This window comes from Streptomyces sp. NPDC013157 (genome assembly GCF_042899865.1).
GTDB lineage: Bacteria > Actinomycetota > Actinomycetes > Streptomycetales > Streptomycetaceae > Streptomyces.
Genome location: NZ_JBIBAK010000030.1, coordinates 51,319 through 72,220, shown reverse-complemented (window position 1 = coordinate 72,220; position 20,902 = coordinate 51,319). Strand labels below are relative to the sequence as shown.

General features: G+C 70.6%; 21 protein-coding genes and 1 pseudogene. 13 read left to right on the top strand and 9 right to left on the bottom strand.

All coding sequences use genetic code 11. The features are described 5' to 3' along the window. Positions 1 to 258: 258 nt before the first annotated feature. The 3 genes from ACFY6U_RS50300 to ACFY6U_RS50290 form a co-directional block, all read right to left on the bottom strand. Complete coding sequence (locus ACFY6U_RS50300; RefSeq protein ID WP_390049605.1) at positions 259 to 1,257, bottom strand: DUF4238 domain-containing protein; 999 nt, start codon at positions 1,255 to 1,257, stop codon at positions 259 to 261. Between the two features lie 245 nt (positions 1,258 to 1,502). Beyond that, positions 1,503 to 1,844, bottom strand: a complete 342-nt coding sequence (locus ACFY6U_RS50295; RefSeq protein ID WP_390049603.1) for a hypothetical protein — start codon at positions 1,842 to 1,844, stop codon at positions 1,503 to 1,505. 90 nt (positions 1,845 to 1,934) lie between these two features. Further along, a complete protein-coding gene (locus ACFY6U_RS50290) occupies positions 1,935 to 2,621 on the bottom strand; it encodes a hypothetical protein (protein WP_390049601.1) in 687 nt (228 codons plus the stop codon). An 11-nt stretch (positions 2,622 to 2,632) separates the two neighbouring features. Between ACFY6U_RS50290 and ACFY6U_RS50285 the strand changes: the two genes are divergently transcribed. The 3 genes from ACFY6U_RS50285 to ACFY6U_RS50275 all read left to right on the top strand — a co-directional run bounded on the left by ACFY6U_RS50285 (position 2,633) and on the right by ACFY6U_RS50275 (position 4,202). Continuing rightward, complete coding sequence (locus tag ACFY6U_RS50285; RefSeq protein ID WP_390049599.1) at positions 2,633 to 2,800, top strand: hypothetical protein; 168 nt, start codon at positions 2,633 to 2,635, stop codon at positions 2,798 to 2,800. A 17-nt stretch (positions 2,801 to 2,817) separates the two neighbouring features. After that, a complete protein-coding gene (locus ACFY6U_RS50280; RefSeq protein ID WP_390049597.1) occupies positions 2,818 to 3,345 on the top strand; it encodes a hypothetical protein in 528 nt (175 codons plus the stop codon). Between the two features lie 77 nt (positions 3,346 to 3,422). After that, positions 3,423 to 4,202, top strand: coding sequence for a hypothetical protein (locus tag ACFY6U_RS50275; protein ID WP_390049595.1), 780 nt, complete (start codon positions 3,423 to 3,425; stop codon positions 4,200 to 4,202). 105 nt (positions 4,203 to 4,307) lie between these two features. On the opposite strand, the gene ACFY6U_RS50270 is transcribed toward ACFY6U_RS50275, so the two are convergent. Then, positions 4,308 to 4,730 carry a hypothetical protein gene (locus ACFY6U_RS50270; protein WP_390049593.1) on the bottom strand — a complete coding sequence of 141 codons (423 nt, stop codon included), beginning with the start codon at positions 4,728 to 4,730 and terminating at the stop codon, positions 4,308 to 4,310. Between the two features lie 205 nt (positions 4,731 to 4,935). Between ACFY6U_RS50270 and ACFY6U_RS50265 the strand changes: the two genes are divergently transcribed. Then, positions 4,936 to 6,114: a protein kinase gene (locus tag ACFY6U_RS50265; RefSeq protein ID WP_390049591.1), complete on the top strand. Its 1,179-nt coding sequence runs from the start codon at positions 4,936 to 4,938 to the stop codon at positions 6,112 to 6,114. A gap of 304 nt (positions 6,115 to 6,418) precedes the next feature. On the opposite strand, the gene ACFY6U_RS50260 is transcribed toward ACFY6U_RS50265, so the two are convergent. The 4 genes and pseudogenes from ACFY6U_RS50260 to ACFY6U_RS50245 all read right to left on the bottom strand — a co-directional run. Beyond that, a complete protein-coding gene (locus tag ACFY6U_RS50260; protein ID WP_390049589.1) occupies positions 6,419 to 7,669 on the bottom strand; it encodes an acyltransferase family protein in 1,251 nt (416 codons plus the stop codon). Between the two features lie 257 nt (positions 7,670 to 7,926). Beyond that, a complete protein-coding gene (locus ACFY6U_RS50255) occupies positions 7,927 to 8,538 on the bottom strand; it encodes a sulfocyanin-like copper-binding protein (protein ID WP_390049588.1) in 612 nt (203 codons plus the stop codon). Continuing rightward, positions 8,535 to 8,810, bottom strand: a complete 276-nt coding sequence (locus ACFY6U_RS50250) for an SHOCT domain-containing protein (RefSeq protein WP_390049627.1) — start codon at positions 8,808 to 8,810, stop codon at positions 8,535 to 8,537. Before ACFY6U_RS50250 ends, ACFY6U_RS50255 begins: the two co-directional genes overlap by 4 nt. A gap of 289 nt (positions 8,811 to 9,099) precedes the next feature. Beyond that, positions 9,100 to 9,273, bottom strand: a pseudogene (locus ACFY6U_RS50245) (universal stress protein); the annotation flags it as partial. A 120-nt stretch (positions 9,274 to 9,393) separates the two neighbouring features. Here ACFY6U_RS50245 and ACFY6U_RS50240 point away from each other — a divergent pair. The 9 genes from ACFY6U_RS50240 (at position 9,394) to ACFY6U_RS50200 (ending at position 20,117) form a co-directional block, all read left to right on the top strand. Further along, positions 9,394 to 11,724 (top strand): heavy metal translocating P-type ATPase, encoded by a 2,331-nt coding sequence (locus tag ACFY6U_RS50240; RefSeq protein WP_390049586.1) that lies wholly within the window; start codon positions 9,394 to 9,396, stop codon positions 11,722 to 11,724. An 858-nt stretch (positions 11,725 to 12,582) separates the two neighbouring features. Beyond that, positions 12,583 to 13,026, top strand: a complete 444-nt coding sequence (locus ACFY6U_RS50235; protein WP_390049584.1) for a hypothetical protein — start codon at positions 12,583 to 12,585, stop codon at positions 13,024 to 13,026. 117 nt (positions 13,027 to 13,143) lie between these two features. After that, complete coding sequence (locus tag ACFY6U_RS50230) at positions 13,144 to 14,283, top strand: PLP-dependent cysteine synthase family protein (RefSeq protein WP_390049582.1); 1,140 nt, start codon at positions 13,144 to 13,146, stop codon at positions 14,281 to 14,283. Beyond that, entirely contained in the window at positions 14,280 to 15,530 is a 1,251-nt protein-coding gene (locus ACFY6U_RS50225; protein WP_390049580.1) for an MFS transporter, read from the top strand. Before ACFY6U_RS50230 ends, ACFY6U_RS50225 begins: the two co-directional genes overlap by 4 nt. A gap of 219 nt (positions 15,531 to 15,749) precedes the next feature. Next, positions 15,750 to 16,058: a peptidoglycan-binding protein gene (locus ACFY6U_RS50220; protein WP_390049578.1), complete on the top strand. Its 309-nt coding sequence runs from the start codon at positions 15,750 to 15,752 to the stop codon at positions 16,056 to 16,058. A 703-nt stretch (positions 16,059 to 16,761) separates the two neighbouring features. Beyond that, the gene (locus tag ACFY6U_RS50215) at positions 16,762 to 17,592 is read left to right on the top strand and encodes an ANTAR domain-containing protein (RefSeq protein ID WP_390049576.1); all 831 of its coding nucleotides are present in this window, start codon (positions 16,762 to 16,764) and stop codon (positions 17,590 to 17,592) included. Positions 17,593 to 17,758: 166 nt separating this feature from the next. Further along, complete coding sequence (locus ACFY6U_RS50210) at positions 17,759 to 18,373, top strand: DUF1326 domain-containing protein (RefSeq protein WP_390049574.1); 615 nt, start codon at positions 17,759 to 17,761, stop codon at positions 18,371 to 18,373. Next, positions 18,370 to 19,128, top strand: coding sequence for a DUF2182 domain-containing protein (locus ACFY6U_RS50205; protein ID WP_390049572.1), 759 nt, complete (start codon positions 18,370 to 18,372; stop codon positions 19,126 to 19,128). Before ACFY6U_RS50210 ends, ACFY6U_RS50205 begins: the two co-directional genes overlap by 4 nt. Before the next feature lie 329 nt (positions 19,129 to 19,457). Next, positions 19,458 to 20,117, top strand: coding sequence for a zinc ribbon domain-containing protein (locus tag ACFY6U_RS50200; protein ID WP_390049570.1), 660 nt, complete (start codon positions 19,458 to 19,460; stop codon positions 20,115 to 20,117). On the opposite strand, the gene ACFY6U_RS50195 is transcribed toward ACFY6U_RS50200, so the two are convergent. Further along, positions 20,106 to 20,795, bottom strand: coding sequence for a GNAT family N-acetyltransferase (locus ACFY6U_RS50195; RefSeq protein WP_390049568.1), 690 nt, complete (start codon positions 20,793 to 20,795; stop codon positions 20,106 to 20,108). The genes ACFY6U_RS50200 and ACFY6U_RS50195 overlap by 12 nt on opposite strands. Positions 20,796 to 20,902 lie beyond the last annotated feature (107 nt).

Below are 20,902 nucleotides of genomic sequence, written 5' to 3'. Positions count from 1 at the left end.
CTTGAGCGAGCCTCATTCGGGACGAAGAGGTCGTGGGTTCAAATCCCGCCACCCCGACGCTGTAATACCAGGTCAGGGGCCTGATCCGCTTAGCGGGTCGGGCCCCTGGGTGGTTCCTGGAGATCGCTTGGGAGAAATCTGGGAGAAGATCTTGATCGGCTTCTCCCAGATGGTGCCAGTACCTGTCGCACGGGGTGCGTCACATCCAGGGGCTGGCTGCTACACGTTTCGCGAATCCGGGGTCTCCGAGTATGCGGTTCAGGCGGCGGGCCCGTCAGCAGCAGCGTCCTCGGGGGCACCAGCAGGGCCGTCCGGCAGCAGGATGCTCTCCAGCGGCTGGCTGATCTCCATCTCGCGTTCTCGCACCGGCGGCAGTTCGATCCCCTCCAGGGGGTTGTCCTCCGGGTGGTGGAACAATTCCTTGCGCGCGTTCCACGCAAGGCGGTGGTTCAGCTCCTTGGCCACCTTGGTGGTCGCCGGGAATACGAAGTCCGGTCCGGGTGACGCCATGATGATGGCCGCCCTCCGGTCGATCGGCATGAGGATCGCGGCTGCATTGCCTATGCCGACTCCGCGCCAACTCGACGTCTCCGGGTGACGCATCAGCGTCACCGGATGGTCCGGGATCAGCAGCGTCCGGCGCTGGAACCGGCACAGGCCCCAGGAGCGCCTCATGAACACCTCGTAGGCCGTCTTCAGGGACTGAGCCATCGACGCCATGTGGTCGTTGACCGGCATCTCGACGTAGTAGCTGTCGAAGTCCGTCATCTCCTCCCACAGCGCCTCCACCTCGGCATCCGAGACGGGCCCTGCGGCGTCCTCTTCGAGGCGTCGACGGATCTCGGGCTTCCCTCCCATGGCGATGAGGATCTTGCCGAGCTGGTCCGCCATCTCGTTGTGTGCTGTGCGAGCGGCCGGGATCCGCGCGTGCTGCGCTGCGATCCACTCGGCGACCATCGCCCGGTCCTCGACCAACAGGGGCCATGTCCCGTTGATGACCTTGCGGATGACCTTCGCGGCCTTCCCCTCCAACTCGGCGAGCAGGTCTTCCACGGTGTCGTCGAGCTCGCCCGACGCATCCCGCATCGAGTAGAAGTCGCGGTGAACTGTGACGTCGGCGATCCCGCACAAGCGGGGCTCGCTTCCGTCGAGGGGGACGCGAACGAGACGCTCGCCGTCGGCGAATCGTCGCAGGAGTAGGCGCGGAACGGTGTGGTGGCGGCGCTTCAGCTTCGCCTTCCCGGAGGACTTGCTCATGTCATGACGATACGGGCAGGCACTGACATCGACGTGGGCATTTTCGGGGCGACCGGCCGACCGCCTCGCCGCCCCATACTGACTCGCCCGGGCACCTGGGCTGGAGACTTGGGGAGCGGAGCACGACCCGGGCGGTCATTGGCCTCAATGGCTCGCCGCTGTCCTCAATCCGTCGCTGGCCGCGGAACCGGTCTCCACAACCAGCCAGAAGCCGCTACGGATGAAGCCATAGGATTCGGGGCACCTCACTGCGCTGCCCCCTCGGATTCATCCGCTGCAGACGGGTGGACATACCTGCCTTCGTTGAACGGGGTGAACCACGCCTTGAACGACATGGGCGCTACGCCGAGAGCGGCCCCGACGGCGCTCTCGGCAATCCCGTCCATGGAATCGTCGTAGAGCCACTCGTGATCCATGTCCTCGTAGACGTTGTTCGCGAACGCGTCGAGAGCGGCCGAGACGCCGTCGTCGAGCAGCCCGAAGGTCTCCAGGGTTACGTTCGTCTCATTCAGCAGGAGCCTCAGGGCGAGTTCCTCGGCGACGCAGCTCAACTGCTGGAAGCTGCCGTCCGTGAAGCGTGTGGTCATGGCGATCACCGTCACCAGGAAGCGGCGGGCGAAGCGGGCGTCGTACTGGAGGGCGTATCGCTCGGGAAGGTCCTCGAAGTGCCACAGGAGTCAGTCGCATTCCGCAGCGTTGGTCTCCTCCTGCGTCAGGGTCTGCACGTCCTGGAACAGCTCGTCCACCAAGATGTCCGTCGCGTACACCAAGGCACCAGCAGCGAGTTTGGCGTCCTCCGGCGAAACGGCGAACTCACTGACGATGTCTTCGTCCTCGTCGTCTTCGTCATCGAGGACGCCGAACATCACGGGTGGAAAGGAGCGCAGTTCGTCTGCCAGAGCCAGCATCTGACCGCGTACGGTCTCGGCTTGTGCCTCAGCGTCGTAGTCGTCATCTTCGGCCGTGGGAGGCCCCGCGTGCCGGGCCTTACGGTCAGCCGGATCATCGGGCGGGGCATCGGGGCCGTCGGCGGCGTCGAGACTCTCCTGCGCGAGCTCCGGGTGCAGTTCGACCTCGCATCGCTCGATGTGCCAGTCGGCCAACAGCTCGGAGAGTTCCAGCAGTTCACCCACAACCGACCGCACGGCTTTCTCGGCGAATTCCAGGGCCGGACCGTCCACGAACACTTTCAGAAGCGCTCCGCCAGGGTAGACGGCCACGATGCTGTCGAGGAGATCGACTTCTATGCCGTCGGGTCCCTCGATGGCCTCGACCGAGTCGAAACCGTCCTCGATGAGCGCCACGGCGCCCGCGCGCTGAAGGGGGTCCATCTCCGGAGCGCCCTCCGGAATGTGGGTGTCCACGGTCACTACGTATGTCACGCGTCCGATCCTGGCAGGGATGCGCCGCACGACGGGAAGGAATCCACTCAATCACGATCGACGGCGACGACAACGAGACAGGCGGCCGCAGGCTCGACCACATGTACACCCTCAACCGGATCCTCGACGGTGACGCCTTCTACATGAAGATCACCAACTAGCAGAAGGGCAGCGGCTCATGGCACTCCTGACCGAATACAGCTGCAAGGCCACACCGGCCCGCCGCGTGGTGGAGGTGTACGACGCCGACGCCTACCTGAGCGACGACGAGGCCATGGCCGCTGCTTGCAGACAGGTGGTGGCCGGTAACGGCTACCACCTGTACATCCGCAGTCTGCAACCCGACATCGACGTCGAGATCACCATCCGTGTCTGGGACATCCCGCCGGCTCCGCCCGCCGACGCGGAAGGCCAAGTCTCCGTGAGTATCGAGTCCGAGAGCGGCATCCTCGTCGTCAACCAACTCGAGTACGGGCCCGCGGGCGAAATGGCCTTGTCCCGCCCAGGAGTCTACGAAGGCCACACCTGGTGGGAAGGCCGCCAGGCGACCGCCGACTACTACGAGAGCAGCCTCGACCACCCCACGGACGACACCTTCGAAGACCACCTCACCCAGGCATGGAGCAACTGCCCGGTCACCGAACGCTACGTCTTCGACCTCGCCTACGCCGGTGAGCCCGAACCCGTCGATGAAGACGACCTCTGAAATCCGTACGTGCCGGTGTGGCAGCCGTTTCGAAAGACCCGCCTCGGTGTCTGCGAACGCTGGCATGATGCGCGCTCATGGGAACGAGAGACGACAGTGACGAGGCGTACGTGGTCGGCTTGTGCAACCAGGTGCTCGGCGAGACCGCACTAATCCAGCACAAGTTCGACTGGCTGCTGGGCGACCCCGGGACGGGCGGCCGGCGTGCCAAACTCCCGGTCGACGCCTACTGGCCCGGCCACCAACTCGTGGTCGAATACCGGGAACTCCAGCACGACCAGCCCATGCCCCACTTCGACAAGCCCGACAGGCTCACTGTCAGCGGCGTCCACCGGGGCGAACAGCGGGCGCTGTACGACGCCCGGCGTGATACGGAGATTCCCGCGCACGGACTGCGGCTGATCGTGATCCGGTCGGCCGACCTCGATGCGGACGGTCGCGGACGACTGCGCCGTAACCGGGAGACGGACCTGGCTGCGCTGAAGAGGGTCCTGGCACGCAACAGCGACGAGGACCGGGTCACGGACGCCTTCCGTACGTGGCTTCTTGTCGAGGGCTGGACACCGGTTGATCCCACGGACCGTTGGACCGATCTCGAAGCCGTGCGTGGCGATGAGCGGCTGATCTGCGAAGCCAAGGGCCGCACCAGTGAGAAGGGTATCGACGCTGACATCGCCTACGGGCAGTTGCTGCGGCGGATGACGTCGAGCCTGGAACCCCACACGCGGTACGCGCTGGTGGTGCCGTCCTCGTCCGTGAAGGCCGTCGAGCGCGTTCCGGCGCATGTTCGCAAGCTGTTGCGCATCGACGTGTACGAGGTGACGGACGACGACGTGGTACGCCAACTGCCGGCATAAAGGGTTCCCGTCCCGGACCGCTGCGCCCCAGTGCAAGACGGTCAGCCGCAAAACAGACAGTTCGGTGCCGGACTCGCGGCGCTGACGCCGTCGGGCACGCCGGGCTCAGGATGCGGGCCAGTGCTTCGGCGGGGACGCCTTCGGGTCGGTGATCTGCAGACGCTTGTGGCGCGAGGGGTCGACGGCCGTGAGGGACACCAGCCGCTGCCCGTCGGCCCCTTCGAGTTCGGCAATGGCGTGCGGCAGCGCGGCACACACGGTGGCTATCGCAGTGCCGAGGCCGACCAGACCGCCGTGCTTGTTGTTCTGGCGGTACTGGATGCGGTGGAGTTCCGACCGCGCGATCGCCTCGACTTCCATGGGCCGGTTCAGTTGCTTGGCGTCATTGGTGATGATCGCCTGGAAGCCCTCCGTCTTGGCCTTCGCGTACAGCTCGATGTCCTTCGTGCCGGCCCAACCGTCCAGCTCATGAACGTGCACCACGTCGTGCGCGGTGAGGAGAATGCGCACGATCTCACCTGCGGGCACGGATCCCGAAGGTATCGGGACAGGGGTCTCGGACAGAGGATTGTGCGGCAGGCCCCATTACTCCGGTCGTCCAGGCTGCGGAGTCCTGGTCGCGGCTGACCGCCGTCGGCCCGCCAGTAGAGTGTGGAAGCTGCGGCATCCCCACAACACCCGCTCTGCCAGAGGGACATGGCCGACAGCGGTCATGTCGTCTCACTGTGTGAGGATGAAGGAACAGGTGCTGATTGCGGGCCGGTACCGGCTGGAGACCGTCATCGGGCGAGGCGCGATGGGAGAGGTCTGGCAGGCGTACGACGAGATGCTCGGGAGTCCGGTGGCGGTCAAGCTGCTGCTCGCCCAGAACACCGATCCCACCGCCGCCGCCCGCTTCCGTCTGGAGGCCCAGACCGCGGGCCGGCTCCGGCACCCGCACGTGGTCGGCGTCGTCGACTTCGGCGAGCAGGAGGGCCGTCTGTTCCTGGTGATGGAGCTGGTCCAGGGCCACAGTCTGCACCGCGTGCTCGCCCAGGCGGGATCCCTGCCGGCCGAGGAGGTCGCCCGCATCGCCGCCCAGGCGGCCGCCGGGCTCGCCGTCGCACACGAACAGGGTGTCGTGCACCGGGACATCAAGCCCGGCAACCTTCTGCTCGACGCCGTCGGATCCGTGAAAATCGGCGACTTCGGCATCGCCCGCTTCATGGACGACCCGGGCGGCGGACTCACCGCGACCGGCCAGATCGTGGGGACCAGCCTGTACATCGCCCCCGAGCGCGCCCTGGGTCAACCCGCCGGACCGCCCTCCGACGTCTACTCGCTCGGCTGCGTGCTCTACCAACTCCTCGCCGGACGGGTGCCGTTCAACGCCGACAGCGCCATCGCCGTCCTCCACCACCACCTCGACACGCCCCCCGTACCGCCGCGGGAGCTGGGCATCGGGCTGCCGCCCGCCTTCGAGAACTACCTGCTCGGTCTCCTTGCCAAGCGGCCCGAGGACCGCCCCACGGCACGCCAGACGGCCGAGTGGTTCGCCGCGGGATCCTGGAGAGGGCGTCCCGAGCCCCTCCCGGCCGTCGCACCGCACCCCGAGCCGGAGCCGCATCCGAGCACCCTGGGGCCGCTCCCGGGGCCCCGGTCCGGAACGAACGTGCCCCCCGGCTCCGTCACCACCTACGCCTTCCCGTCCGCCACCGGCACCGCTCCGGCCCACCGGGCCCGGCGCGGTCAGCGTGCGGGAGGCCGCGCACTCTCCGCAGGCCGGTCGAGGACGGTGAGCGCCCTCGCCGCACTGGTGATCTTCCTCGGGGCCCTGCTGCTCGGCATCGCGTGGTTCTCCCCCGACCACAGCTCGGCCGACACACCACCGGTGGACCAGCCGCACAGCACGGGCCCGGCCTCGCCCTCGTGAGGCCGCCGGGGCCGAAACAGGGGGCGTCGGCACCGACAGCGAACAGGGCCGCCGTTGCGGCCAGTCCGCCGGTCAGCCACACCCAGCCGGTGCACGCGGCGAACCGTTCGAGCCAGTTGCGACGCTCCATGACCACAAGCCCCGTCGCCGAAGCGCGGGAGGCTCTGCGACGAGCCGGCTGACCTGGCGCCAATTCCGAGTCCGGGCAACGGTGGTGATGGCCGCTGTAGCCCTGCTCGCGCTGCCTCTCGCGGCCACCGGCCACAACCTGTCCGACCTCAATCGCATCTTCAAGCCGCGCTGGTCAAAGGGCTGGCGTACGTGCCGCGGCGACGGCCGGTTCCAGTCGGCGTCCGCGGAGCCGGGTGCGTCGCAGCAGGGGCCGTTCGATGAGGGCGTACGAGGCGAGAGCCGCGCAGAGTGTCACCGCAAGGCCGGCCGGGAGCAGCCAGCCGTCGTGGACACCGAGGCCGGCGAGCAGCCGGATGAGGGGGTAGTGCCACAGGTACATCCCGTAGCTGAGGTTGCGCCCGACCCACACCGGCACGGCCAGCGACAGCAGACGGGAGGGCCACGACCGCGGGCACAGCTCCAGTGCGGCCACCACACATGCCGACAGAACGGCGGCGGCCAGGAATCCCACCGTGTACCAGACTGGATTCCACCCGCTTGCCCCGGTGATCGGGATCTGCCAGACGATCAGTCCCAACAGCGCGAGCGCGGGCCAGCACAGTCGTCCCGCCCAGCGGCGGAGCAGCGCCAGCCGGGGGTCTTCGGCACGCAGCCGGGCCAGAACGAGGGCCAGCAGAGCACCGACGAGGAGCTGGTCGGCGCGGGTGTCGGGCCCGTTGTAGATGCGATGTGCCGCCGCGGGATCCCAGAGCACCGTCCGCCAGAGCACCGGCAGGACGCACAGCACCGCCACCCAGCCCAGCACCATCCGTGCCCTCGCGTGCCGCAGCAGCACCAGCAACAGAAGCGGCCAGGCCAGATAGAACTGCTCCTCCACACCCAGGGACCAGGTGTGGCCGAACGGCGCGGTGACACCCGAGTACGCCCCGGGCTCCCCGGCCCGTACGACATTGACCGCCGAACCCACGGCCAGCGCCACCGCCAGCCACACCCCGCGGAACAACGGCAGCGTAAACGCCGCGGCCAGCAGGGCGGTGACCGCGCACATCACCAGCAAGGCCGGCATCAGCCGCAGCCACCGCCGCCGGTAGAACGACCACAGCCCGATCCGACCGGTACGGGAGTGCTCGGCGACCAGCAGCCGGGTGATGACGAAACCGCTGATCGTGAAGAACACATCCACGCCCACCGAGCCGCCGGGCAACAGGTCCGGCTCCACGTGGTAGGCAATCACCACGGCCACCGCAACCGTGCGCAATCCGTCCAGCCCTGGCACCCGCCCACCACCACGCAGCGCCGACGAAAAGCCCCGCCCGCCGCGTCTACCGCGTTCCGCCGACGAAGGGACGGGACGTGGAGTCGCCCGCACATCCAGGCCCTGCTCCGCGGCCTCGTCCGCCGTGCTCCGATAGAGGGTGCTCATGACGGTTGCGCCTGCCCAGGGCCTGCGGAATCACTCACATTCTCATCTTCCCCACAGACCTGCGCCGCTTTCCGGCTGCCTGGCCGGTCGCTGAGCCGAGCGTCAGCCCGGCAGCTCGTCACTGCAACCGCGCGCAAACCTGCCAAGCGACGGAGCCCGAAGAAACCGACAGTCTGACCGGACACTTGCGCGCAGACCGGAGCGTCACCCGGGAACGCTCCCGGACCCCCGGCTCTGGCAGCCGCCGATTCCCTCACTCACCGAGTGACGTCCAGCTCCGTGTACATCCCGGCCGCGTAGTGGCCCCGGACATTGCACAGCAGCTCATAGCGGCCCGGCCGCAGCGTCACCGTGGTCCAGGCTGCCGCACCGGGGGCGATGCCGTCTCCGGCACCGCTGCCGCACGTGCGCGACGCCTCGCCGAGGCTGCCTGTCTCCGATACCCGGCCGTCGGAGCCGATGGCACGTTCTCCTGCGGCCCGGCCGGTCGGCAGCGGCAACACGACCACCTCGTGCGTGAGGGTTCCCGCATTGACCACCCGCACGGTCACTGTGCCCTCCGGGATCGTCACGGGGTGGGCCGTCAGGCGCATCATGCCCATGCCGTGCCAACCAGGACGGCTGTTGTTCGGGGCGGGCCCGTTCGGACCCCCCATCATGCGCCCCATGTCCCACACGGTCACGTCGACGGCGCTACCTTTCGCGTCCGGTGCGCTGCATCGGGCGCTCTGCGCCCGCCAGGAGGCCGGTCCCGTCCTGTGGAAGGAGCCGGACGCGGCCATCAGACCGGTCGTGGCGACACCCAGCACCAAGGCCGCGGCGGCAATGGCGATCACCGACCACACTCCTCGGCGGCGGCGCGCGTTCATCGGTGCTCCCGAAGCAGCGCATGCCGACGTTTGTACTCGTCCTCGTCGATCTCCCCGCGCGCGAACCGCTCGGCGAGCAGGTTCTCGGCCCGTCGGTCCTGCCACCCGCCGTCACCGGACGGTGGAGGAGAGCCCAGTTGCTGCTGCCGCGCACCGGTGAGGTAGCGCACAAGTGCGATGAACCCGACGATCAGGACGGCCCAGAAAAACACCATGAACACCGCCATGACGATCCAGCCGCTCCAGCCCCATCCGTCGCCGTACCACATCATGCCGATCACTTCCCTCGGCTGATTGCTCCAGTGCCACCAGGATGGATCAGTGAGACCTCAGTCGATCTGGGCCACAGTTCCCAGAAGTAGGGCCGGAGGACCCAACGCCCCACCCGGCTCCGCCGTCCATGGCTGTGCGGAAGACCTTCGCAGAGCACGACGTTCCGCCCAGGCCGTTCACCACCCTGGATTTGACCGTCGCCTTCACCCACTCCGCAACCACCGTCGCCGACGGCCGACTCTCATGACCGGCACGACCGCCGCATACGCGAGGAACGCGTGGCGGTGCTCACTCCTTGCCGCGGACCACCGCCACGGAGCAGTGCGCGTGCTGCAGCAGGGCCTGGCTGACCGAGCCGAGCAGCAGGCCGGTGAAGCCACTGCGGCCACGGGCACCGGCCACGACCGGCTGCGCGTCATGACTCGCCTCGATCAGAGCCGGGCGGATCCGGGAACGCACCAGGCACCGTCCGCATGGCCCTGAATCAGGGCCGGACGACCCCTGCCGTGGACACCCAGCGGCGCTTTGTGATGGAGAGGAACCGGTTTCAGGATCGCCGCGCCGGACGGACCGAGGTACGCCATGACCCACCGCACGTTCACAGCGCAGCTGCGCCGCTTGACCTCGGCAATCGGGTCGCCACGGCTCGAACCCGTCCTCCTGGCCGTCACCGCGGCGGCGCTGACAGCCGGCGGCATCGCCTGGCTCACGGGAGCAGGCGACCTCGCCGACCTCTTCTGGGGGCTGGGCACCCTCTCCGCCGTCGTCCCCGCCGTGGCATGGGTGCTCGTCGCCCTGCGGCACGGGCACGCGGGCGTGGACCTCATCGCCGTGCTCGCGCTCGGCGGCACCCTGGCCGTCCACGAATACCTCGCCGGTGCACTGATCGCGCTGATGCTGGCCACCGGCCGCACCCTGGAAGCCGCCGCCCAGCGGCGCGCCTCCCACGACCTGCGGGCCCTGCTGGAGCACGCACCGCGCTCCGCGCGCCGCCGCACCGACGCCGGTGTGGCCTCGGTGCCGCTGGCCGAGGTCGCCGTCGGTGACCTGCTCATCGTCGGTCCCGGCGAGGTCGTTCCCGTCGACGGCCGGCTGGAGAGCGACGCCGCCGTCCTCGACGAGTCGGTTCTCACCGGTGAGGCCCTCCAGGTCGAGCGGGCCCGCGACGAGACGGTGCGCAGCGGCGTCGTCAACGCCGGTGGCGCTTTCGAACTGCGCGCCACGGCCACCGAGCAGGACAGCACCTATGCCGGGATCGTACGACTGGCCCGGCAGGCGGGCGCCGAGTCCGCGCCCGTCGTACGGCTGGCCGACCGGTACGCGGCCTGGTTCCTGCCGCTGTCCCTGGCGGTGGCGGGCCTGGCCTGGCTGATCAGCGGCTCCGCGGTACGGGCTGTCGCCGTTCTGGTGGTCGCCACCCCCTGCCCTTTGCTGCTGGCCGCCCCGGTCGCGATCGTTTCGGGCCTCTCGCGCGCCTCCCGTCTCGGCGTCGTCATCCGGGACGGCGGCGCACTGGAGAACCTCGGCCGAGCCCGCACCCTCCTGCTGGACAAGACCGGCACCCTCACCCGCGGCCGCCCCCGCGTCCTCGACGTGATCGCCGCGCCCGACGTCAAAGCCGCAGAAGTGCTGCGCCTCGCTGCCTCCCTCGACCAGTACTCGCCGCACGTCCTCGCCCATGCCATCGTCGACACAGCCCGCGAACGCGGACTGGCGCTCTCGGTCCCGACGGACGTCACCGAGGAACCCGGCCGGGGCGCCACCGGAAGCGTGGAGGGGCATCAGGTCTCCGTAGGCCGTATGGGCGCGGCGACCGCCCGGCCGGGCTGGGCGAATGCGGTCGACAACCGCGCGCTCCTCGACGGTGCGGCTGTCGCCTGGCTCACCGTCGACGGACAGCCGGCCGGCGCAGTCCTGCTGCGCGACCCTCTCCGCCACGACGCGCCCCGCACCCTGCGCCACCTGCGAGCGGCGGGCATCGAACGGCTGCTGATGCTCACCGGCGACCGCGCCGCACCCGCCCATGAGGTCGCCGCCGTCCTCGGCCTGGACGACGTGCGCGCCGAACTCGGCCCGGCCGACAAGGTCGCCGCCGTACGCGCCGAACGCGAACGTGCGGTCACCGTCATGGTCGGCGACGGCGTCAACGACGCCCCCGCCCTCGCCGCCGCCGACATAGGCGTCGCCATGGGCGCACGCGGGTCCACCGCCTCCTCCGAAGCGGCCGACATCGTCCTGACCACCGACCGCGTCGACCGCCTCGCCGACGCCGTCACCATCGCCCAACGGGCCCGCCACATCGCCGTACAGAGCGCCCTCGGCGGCATGCTGATGTCCCTGGCCGCCATGGCCGCAGCCGCGGCCGGACTCCTTCCGCCGGCCGCCGGCGCCCTGCTCCAAGAGGGCATCGACGCCGCTGTCATCCTCAACGCCCTGCGCGCACTGCGCGTCGGCCGAGCCGCGCACCCGGCCCTCACCCCCGCTGCCGAAGCCCTCATCCACCGCTTCGCCGCCGAACACGACGAACTCCAGGACGTCCTGGAATCGGTGCGCGACGCAGCCGACCGCCTGTCCGACAGCTCCGGCCCAACGGCCCTGACCGCGGTGGAGGAGACCCACCGTCTGCTCACCGATCGGCTGCTGCCGCACGAGTACGCGGAGGAGCACGAGCTCTACCCCGCCCTCGCCCCCACCCTCGGCGGCCCCGAGGCCACCGCCACCATGAGCCGCGCCCACACCGAGATCGAACGCCTCTCGCGCCGCATCGCCACCCACCTGCAACTGGCCCACGCGGACGGGGGCCTCTCCGCCGAGCAACTCGACGACCTCCGCTCCTGCCTCTACGGCCTCAACACCGTCCTGCGCCTGCACTTCACCCAGGAGGAGGAGAACTACTTCTCCCTCGCCCCGTGAACGACCGCGAAAGGCGGGTGGGGAGGCCGAGCAGCGCTGTCCCCCGCAGGGACATGAAAGCCCAGCCGCCATTCCCCTACATCACCGTGCTCACCTCAGCCTGTGAGGTTTCGAGCAGCGCCTTTCGGGTTCACGGTGTGCCTGCGCCGGGGGAGGGCAGCAAAGTCTCATGTGCCTGGCTCCGGGACCACTCGGCTCCTCCAGCAGCCGCTCGGCCCGATCACCGAGGCAACGTGTCTGCCGAGCGAGCCGAGGAGCCGACCTGCCTGCGCGCCAACGCAGACAGGCCGGTTGGGATTCCTTACCCTTCACGGCCAGAAGAAGCCCGAGGCCGTCGCCGTACACCTCGTAGGCCGTCTTCATGGACCGGGCCACCGACACCAGGTGGTCGTCGACCGACATCTCGGCGTAGCAGCCGTCGAAGTCCGTCATCTCCTCGCAGACCAGATGCGTCCGGCAGCTGTCCAAGTCGAGAGCGGGCAGGTGTGACGAGCCAGGGCTGAACGACGCGTGCAGGAGAGCCAGGAGGGCCAGAAGCACAACGGCACCCAGGCTGCGGGCTGCGGGCTGCCGCGGGGCTGGCCGTGCGAGGGTTGCGCCGCATCGGGACCTCCTGGTGTCCTCCCGACGGGGAACCCCTGGCCGCCGGCCGCCGGGTCCGGCTGCGGCCGATTGGAGTCCGGCTTCATCCGATGCAGTGATCGACGGCAACGGGATTTGCCCGCACGGGTGTCTGCCAGAGGCGCGTACGGACACCGGCCGCGGCGGGATATCGGCCTCTGTGCGCTGCTGACGCCGGGTGGCGACCCCGAGGTTTGACAAGAACCTTATGCACTCACGCGATTACGCTGTGTGTTCATGAGGGCTGGCTCGGTCTTTGGCGGCAGCCGCTCCGTGGCACGGACCGGAGCGGTGCTCCTGCTGTTGCTGGCCGCGCTCCTGCACGTCCTGGACTGCGCGCACGGACCGAACGGCGACCCGTCGGGGCGAGCCGACACCCTGCTGCTGACCTCATCGGCGAGCTGCACACCGGCGCCCGGGCAGGCGCATCGGACGACCGCTCGGCAGACAGCTCCCGGGCAGGAGGGGACGGCGCACTGCTGCGGCTCGGACGAGCCGACGCTTCAGCCGCCGCGCGACGTGGCCCTGGCCCTCCCTGACACGGTCCACGGCGACCCGCCCGCCCAGCATCACGGCGCGCCGCTGCCGCTCGCACGTCCGGCCCCTCGGCATGCGCGCCCTGCCCCCGACGCGGCCTCCCCGGGAGGGACGCGGGCCCGTCTCGGCGTGTGGCGGACCTGACCGGCCCCGCCGCCGCGCTCCGACTCGCGACCGCGGCGTGCAGCCGAGCACCTCCGCCTCTTCCCCCGACACACGGCCGGCCCGCATTCTCTGCGCCGGCCGCAGGAGAAGCACGCCATGAACCACACCACCCGCATCACCGTGCCCATGTCCCCAGCCCAGCTACTGGCCCACGCCAAACGCCCGATGCACACCCCCGCCGGCCTGGTCGGCGACACCCCCGTCCTGTGGATCGGCGCCCCCTTCACCGCTGCGGGCCGCGGCTTCTGGGCCAAGCTCGAAGGCCACAACCCCGGTGGCATCAAGGACCGCACCGCCCTGCACATGGTCCGCGCCGCCCGCGAACGCGGACAGCTCACCCCGGGCGCCCGCATCGTCGAGTCCACCTCCGGCACCCTCGGCCTCGGACTGGCCCTCGCCGGAGCCATCCACGGACACCCCGTCACCGTGGTCACCGACCCCGGCATGGAACCCCTGATGACCGGGCTGCTCACCGCGTACGGCGCCGAGGTCGACCTCGTCGGCACCCCGCACCCCACCGGGGGCTGGCAGGAAGCACGCCGCAGGCGCGTCGCGGAACTCCTCGCCGCACAACCGGACGCCTGGTGCCCCGACCAGTACAACAACCCCGACAACATCGCCGCCTACGCCCCGCTCGCCCACGAACTCGTCGCCCAGCTCGGCCGCATCGACACCCTCGTCGTCTCCGTCGGCACCGGCGGCCACTCCGCCGGCACCGCCTCCGTGCTGCGCGGCTACTTCCCCCGCCTGCGCGTCGTCGGCGTGGACACCACCGGTTCGACCATCTTCGGCCAGCCCGCCGCACCCCGCCTGATGCGCGGCCTGGGCAGCAGCATCTACCCCGGCAACGTCGCCTACGACCTCTTCGACGAGGTCCACTGGATCGCCGCGCCGGAGGCGGTGTGGGCCGCCCGCCGCCTGGCCCGCGACCACTACGCCACCGGCGGCTGGAGCGTCGGCGCGGTCGCGGTCGTCGCCCGCTGGCTGGCCCGCACACTGCCCGCCGAAGACCGGATCGTCGCCGTCTTCCCCGACGGCCCCCAGCGCTACGTCGGCACCGTCTTCGACGACGCCTACTGCCGAGAACACCAGTTGCTCGGCCATCCGCCCACCGACGACCCCGACGAGATCGCCCACCCCGACGACCGGGTCGTCACCCGCTGGACCCGCTGCACCCAGATCACCAGCCCGCTCTCCGCCGCCGGGCGGCGCGCCCTCGCCGGAGCCGCCCGATGAAGACCCTCTGGCACCAGACGCACTCCTTCCCACCCGCCGCACGCCTGCTGATGGCCAACCAGTTCGCCATCAACCTCGGTTTCTACATGCTCATGCCCTACCTGGCCGCCCACCTGTCCGGCGGCCTCGGCCTGGCCGCCTGGGCGGTCGGCCTCGTCCTGGGCGTACGCAACTTCTCCCAGCAGGGCATGTTCCTCATCGGCGGAACCATCGCCGACCGCTTCGGCTACAAGACACCGATCGTGATCGGCTGCCTGCTGCGCACCGTCGGCTTCGGCCTCCTCGGCTGGGTCGACAACCTCCCCGCCCTCATCGCCGCGTCCGCCGCCACCGGCTTCGCCGGCGCCCTCTTCAACCCGGCCGTGCGTGCCTACCTCGCCGCGGCGGCGGGCGAGCGGCGCGTGGACGCCTTCGCCACCTTCAACGTCTACTACCAGGCCGGCATGCTCCTCGGCCCCCTGGTCGGACTCGCCCTCCTGGCCGCCGACTTCCGCCTCGTCTGCACGGTCGCCGCGGCCATCTTCGCCGCACTCACGCTCCTGCAACGGCGCGCGCTTCCCGGCCATCAGAGCCGCACGACCACCACCAACCGGGAAAAGGTCCTCACCCAGTGGCGAACGGTCACCGCCAACCGTCCCTTCCTCCTTTTCTCCGCCGCGATGATCGGCTCGTACGTCCTGACCTTCCAGGTCTACCTCGCCCTGCCGCTCGCGGCGACGGACGCCCTCGGGGCGAACGGCACGACGGTCACCAGCGGTCTGTTCGTCGTCTCCGCTGCCATCGCCGTCGCCGGCCAACTACGGCTCACCGGCTGGGCCAGGCAACGCTGGCAGCCGAGCGAGGCTCTGGTACGCGGGTTGGCGGCGATGGGGCTCGCGTTCGTCCCCCTCGCCCTCAGCCCGCGCGGCTCCGCCACAGCCGTACTCACCTCGCTGATCGTGGCCGTGGTCCTGCTGGCGGCCGGATCCGCGGTGGTCTACCCCTTCGAAATGGACACGGTCGTCGCCCTGTCCGGTGACCGCCTCGTCGCCACCCACTACGGCCTCTACAACACCGTCTCGGGCCTCGGCATCACCCTGGGCAACCTCGCCACCGGCGCCCTCTGGGACTTGGCCCGGCAGCACGACGCGCTCTGGCTGCCCTGGACGGCCCTCACCGCGACCGGGCTGGGGTGCGCGGCCGCGGTCGCCGCTCTGGCCCGCACCGGATGCCTGACCGCACAAACGCCGAAACTCGTGACGGCGTAGCGGGGGCCGTCGCCTGCGTCGATCGCCTCGGCGACTGGTGGAGAACGGCCGCCGTCGTTCTCCACCGCGTCCATCTCTTTCAGGACGCGCCGACCACAAGTCGCGGGTGTCGCCGTCAGCGCGGGATCATGGGCAGGTACCGCTTCCGAAGGAGTGAGCATGGGACCGAACCGACTCACATCGGCTGCGGCAGTGTGCGCAGCCGCAGGACTCGGCCTCATGGTCCCCCACGCCGCCGCAGCCGCCCCCGCCTCGGCTGCCTGTTCCTACGTGTCCTCGGACTTCCGCACCACGATCACCTACGGCGATACCGGAGCGGCGGTCCGGCAGGCCCAGTGCCTCAGCAACGCGTGGGGAGGCCGGCCGCCCAAGCTCGCCGTCGACGGGGTCTACGACACCGGCATGCTGAAGAAGATCGAGTGGATCCAGGTCTGCCACGGTCTGCCCCAAAGCGGCGTCATCGAGGGTCGCACCTGGCAGGTGCTCTACCACCCGGCCCTGGACTGTTACGTGCCCTACCCGTCCTGAAGCGCCCAGCGGGTTGCGGGGACCACAACTGGCCGCCGCTGCGGTCAAGGACAGCATCCCCGCCGCAGTCGGCTGCACTTCGGCCACTTTGTTGAGTCAGCAGGTATCGGACGCCGTGTCCCTCATACGGCAGGACACTTCGACGCCCAGCGGGCCGCCGGCCTGGAACACCTGGTGGCGGCGCCCGCTGTTGCAGACGCCACGGACGGCCTGGTCAAGGCGTTCGACGGGGTCTGCAGTCTCCTCCGCTGCGGCAGGAGGGCACAGGGAGAGCAGCACGTCGGAGCGGGAGACGAGACCACAGCACGGTGTGGCCGCGGGCTCGCAGCTGGGCCCCGAAGGCGGATCCCAGGCTGCCGGGGTGCAGCAGCCCGATGGTGTCCCTCATGTCGCGTTCCCCTCGTGGCCGACGGAGTGCCTCCGCGGTGCGTGCTGCCGCACCTGCGGCGGGCCAGGCTACGAGTGGTTCACCGCCGTCGGCCGGCAGGCCTGTCGGGGAGTTCGGTGCGGCCGCCCCGGCAGCTCTGCCCAGGCGTCGAGCGGGAGGCGCACCGGTCGGCACCGTGCCGTGGGGGCACCGGCTCCGGGTGGCGCATGCCACAGGCGGACATGCCCGTGGGGGAAGCGGGAAGACGTGGTGGGGCACAACCGCGGCAGAGCGGCATGTGGGTGGTTGGGGCAGATCAAGAGGTGAGTTGCTCATATGACTGAGAATTCCGGTACGCCTGCGCTCCGTCCGGGAGAGCGTGGGTCCCAGGACGCCGAGCAGCAGGCGATCGACGCGCGGAACAGGAGACTGGCGCGTGCGGGTGTCGCCCGGGCCGAGCGGCTCCTCGTCTCCTCGTACCGGCTCTCCTCGGAGCAGGAGGCGTTCGACCTGCTGCGCCGTGCCTCCCAGCGGTTCAACGTCAAACTGCACACCCTCGCCGAGACGGCCGTCCACCTGCCCGCCCCGCTACCGGGCGCCTCCAGCTGGGTGCCGAGCCGACCGCGTCCGGCGGCTCCGCCGCTGCCCGCCCTGCGCGGCGACGAGCGCCGGCTCGCCGACGACAGTGCCGTCCTCAAGACCGCCCTGGACCGCACCCTGCGCATCACCGGTGCCGAGATGGGCAACGTGCAACTGGTGCAGAACGGCATGCTGCGCATGGAACACCACACCGGGCTGAACGGGCGCTTCACCGACTACTTCACCTTCGTCGACACCTCCACCACGTCCTGCGCGCAGGCCGCGGAGGAGATCCGGCAGGTCACCGTCGAGGACGTCGCCGCCTCCGACACCTTCGACGAAGCCTCCCGGCGCGCGATCCTGCAGACGGGCAGCCGTGCCTGCCACAGCGTTCCTCTGCTCAGCCCCAGAGGCGCCGTCATCGGCATGGTCTCCTCCCACCACGACCAGCCCCTGCACCACCTCACCCCCGCCCAGTCGGCGGCGCTCGACCAGCTCGGCAGGCAGGTCGGCCGCTGGCTGGTCTGGCACCGCAGCACCACCGTGATCTCCGCCCTCAACCACCTCCACTCCACGGCGACCCGCTGACCCTCACTGAGCTGACCCTCACCGAGGCGCAGACCGCTGTGCGGGCCGCCCGGCCGGCGGTGGATCTGCGCGACGGGGGGCGTCGGGAATAGCCTGAAGGGGAGAGCGGTACCGGATGGAACGGGCCCTCCAGCGGCATTCCCTTCGCCGAAGGGGAGGTAGAGACATGCCCTGGACTCTGAACGGCACGTATCTGGAGAGTTGCAACTGCGAGGTGGTCTGTCCCTGTACGACCTCGGGTCTGACCGCGCCCGCCGACCACGAGCGCTGCCGGGTGACCTTCGCGTTCCACGTGGACAGCGGGAGCGTGGACGGCGTGGACGTCTCCGACCGCAGCGTCGCCGTCTTCATCGACGCCCCCCGGGTGATGGCCGACGGCGGCTGGCAGGTGGCGCTGTACCTCGACGCCTCGGCCGACGACGGCCAGGCGGAGGCCCTGGGCAGGGTCTTCTCCGGTGAGGCCGGCGGGCCGATGGCGGCTCTCGCGCCGCTCATCGGCAAGGTGCTCGGCGTGGAGCGCGTTCCCATCGAGTACCTCGACGACGGGCGCCGCCACACCGCTCGGGTGGGCGAGGTCATCGACATCGAGATCGAGGACCAGGTCGCCCCGCAGTTCGGCGAGGACGGTCCGGTGATGCACCTGACCGGCATGTTCCACCCGGCGAACAGCACGCTGTCCGTCGCCCGGTCCGTCCGGGCGAGGGGCGGTGGCGTGTACGGCCGGTCCTGGGACTTCTCCGGTGGCAACGGCCACTCGGCGCCCTTCGCGTGGTCCGCGTGACCGGTCGGCCGGTCACCGTCCGTGGCGGGACGGCCCCCGCAGGACTGCTCCTGGTCGCGGCGGCCGCCGCCTGGGTCTGGATGGTGACGCGCTGGGGCGGCACCCGGGCGATGCCGGGCACGATGGGCCTGGGCCTGCCCGCCTTCCTCGCGGTGTGGACCCTGATGATGGCCGCGATGATGCTGCCCGGCACGGCGCCCGTCGCCGCACTGTACGCACGCACCATCACGGTGCACCGGACACCGCGCATGATCGTCTTCACGGTCGCCTACCTGCTCGTCTGGGCCGCGGCCGGACTGCCGGCGTACGCGCTGGCCACCGGCCTGGGCCGGGTGGGGGGCCTCCCCGCCGCGACCGGGACCGCGGTGGCCGCGGCCGTTTTCGTCGTCGGCGGCGTCTACCAGCTCACGCCCCTCAAGGACCGCTGCCTGGCGAAGTGCCGCTCGCCGGTGGGGCAGATGCTGCGCTATGCCGCGTACCCGGGGCGCTCCCGCGATCTGCGTGCCGGGACCCACCACGGGGCCTTCTGCCTGGGCTGCTGCTGGTCGCTGATGGTGCTGCTGACCGCGTTCGGCGTGATGAACCTGTGGGCCATGGTGGTCCTGACCGCCGTGATCACCGCCGAGAAGCTGGCTCCGGCCGGCCACCTGGTGGCCCGTGCCGTGGGGATCACCTCGATCGCCCTGGCCGTCGCCGTGTTCTGGTTCCCGGGGCTGGCTCCGGGGCTCACCGGCGGCGGTACGGCGACGATGTGAGGGCCGGGGAACGCCCGGCCTCGAGTTCACGGCCGGCGCCAACGTCCTCAACGGCAACACCACCCGCGTCGACGCCTTCGGCCTGAAGTCGGCCGTGCGGCTGCACACCAGGGACGGTTACGACACCGAGATCGGCGAGAACCGGCAGACCTTCGCCGGCCTTCATCTCGCACGCCGACCCGCGGTGGCTCCTGGTGGCCGTCGGCTGATAGGCCCGGGGCAGCCGTCTCGGGCCATGGCCTGAACTCGGCCGCCTTGGCCAGAACCAGTACCGTTTCCCCTGCGTCGTACGGCATGTGTGCCGATGGCCTGACCTGTGGGGGGACCACATGAGCGCCGAGATCTACTTCAGCAACAACTACCGGGACCTGTGCGAGCGGAACGGGACGGGTGCCGGGTTCCAGTTCGAGTTCTCCTGCTCGCGCTGCTACGACACCTGGCGCTCACCGTTCGAGCCGTACACCGGGGAACGGGCCGCCACCTGGCTCCGCAAGGGCGTCGACGTGGCATGGGGACTGCTCGGCCGGACCGGCACCGGGCTGACGTCGGCGGCCGACGGGCTGGCGGGGGCCGGCTACGGGCGCTCCCGCGACGAGGCGTTCCAGCGGGCGATCAACAACGCGCAGGGGCACTTCAACCGCTGCGCGCGCTGCACCGACTACGTGTGCGGCCGCTGCTGGAACGCGGCTCAGGGCCTGTGCCTGCGCTGCGCTCCGGACACGGCAGCCGAGGCGATGGCGGCCCAGCAGCGCGGCCTCAACGACATGGCCTCGCAGCGGGCGTACGCGGCCGGGCAGCAGGCCGGGCAGGGCTACGACCCCAGCACGCCCCGCCAGTTGGTCTGCCCGCAGTGCCGCACCGAGACGCACGGTGCCGCGTTCTGCTCGGGCTGCGGTTACCACCTGGCCCAGTCCGAGCGGTGTTCGTCGTGCTCCGCGGTGGTGCCGGACGGTGCGGCCTTCTGCCCGGGGTGCGGCTCACGCAGGTAGCGGGGCGGCGCCGTGGCAGCGGCCGAGCGGGACCGTCGACGTGTGCCGGAGCCAACGTGCCTCGATCTCGCGGCCGTCCGGGAGGGTGTGGCGTGGCGGTCCGACGGCCGCCACGAAGCCGGCGTTCGCCAGGGCCCGGCCACTCGCCCTGTTCGCCGGTTCGTATCCGGCCCGCAGCGTCTGAAGTCCCAGGTGGGCGTGGCCGAGGAGCACGGCGGCCCGGAACAGTTCGGTGCCGAGCCCCAGGCCGCGGGCGTGCGGCGCCAGCCATCCGCCGACCTCCCCGGTGGCGGGGTCCAGCCCCGTGGACCCGGCGTATCTGCCGTCGTCCAGACGGACGCCGATCAGTATTTCCCCCCCGCCGGGGCGGGGCTCGTAGGGCATGGCCAGCAGGCGCACGGCCATTTCGGACGCTCGTAGCGCGTCGGTGTCACCGGGGCGCAGCCGGAGCAGGTCCTTGCGGTGGCGCGGGCCGACGAGGTCGCGCACGCCCCAGCCGAGCCATCGCTGCGCCTGCGGGTCCGAGGCGGCGGCCGCCGCGGCGAGGAGGTCCAGCATCGTCTCCGGGGAGTAGAGCAGGAGGCGCTCCGTCCGCAGGGTGTGCCGCCGGTGCCCGCACGGGCCGGGCAGCGGGAGCGGCGGGGCCGCCCGCCCACGACGCGACCACGGCCAGACCATGTGGGCTCCCCCCGAAGACCGCCGAAGACCCCCGAAGCCCCACTCAGCCGAGGCAGCCGGAACGGCAGCCGGAGTCTACTGCCGCCGGCACGGACGGGCGCCATGCG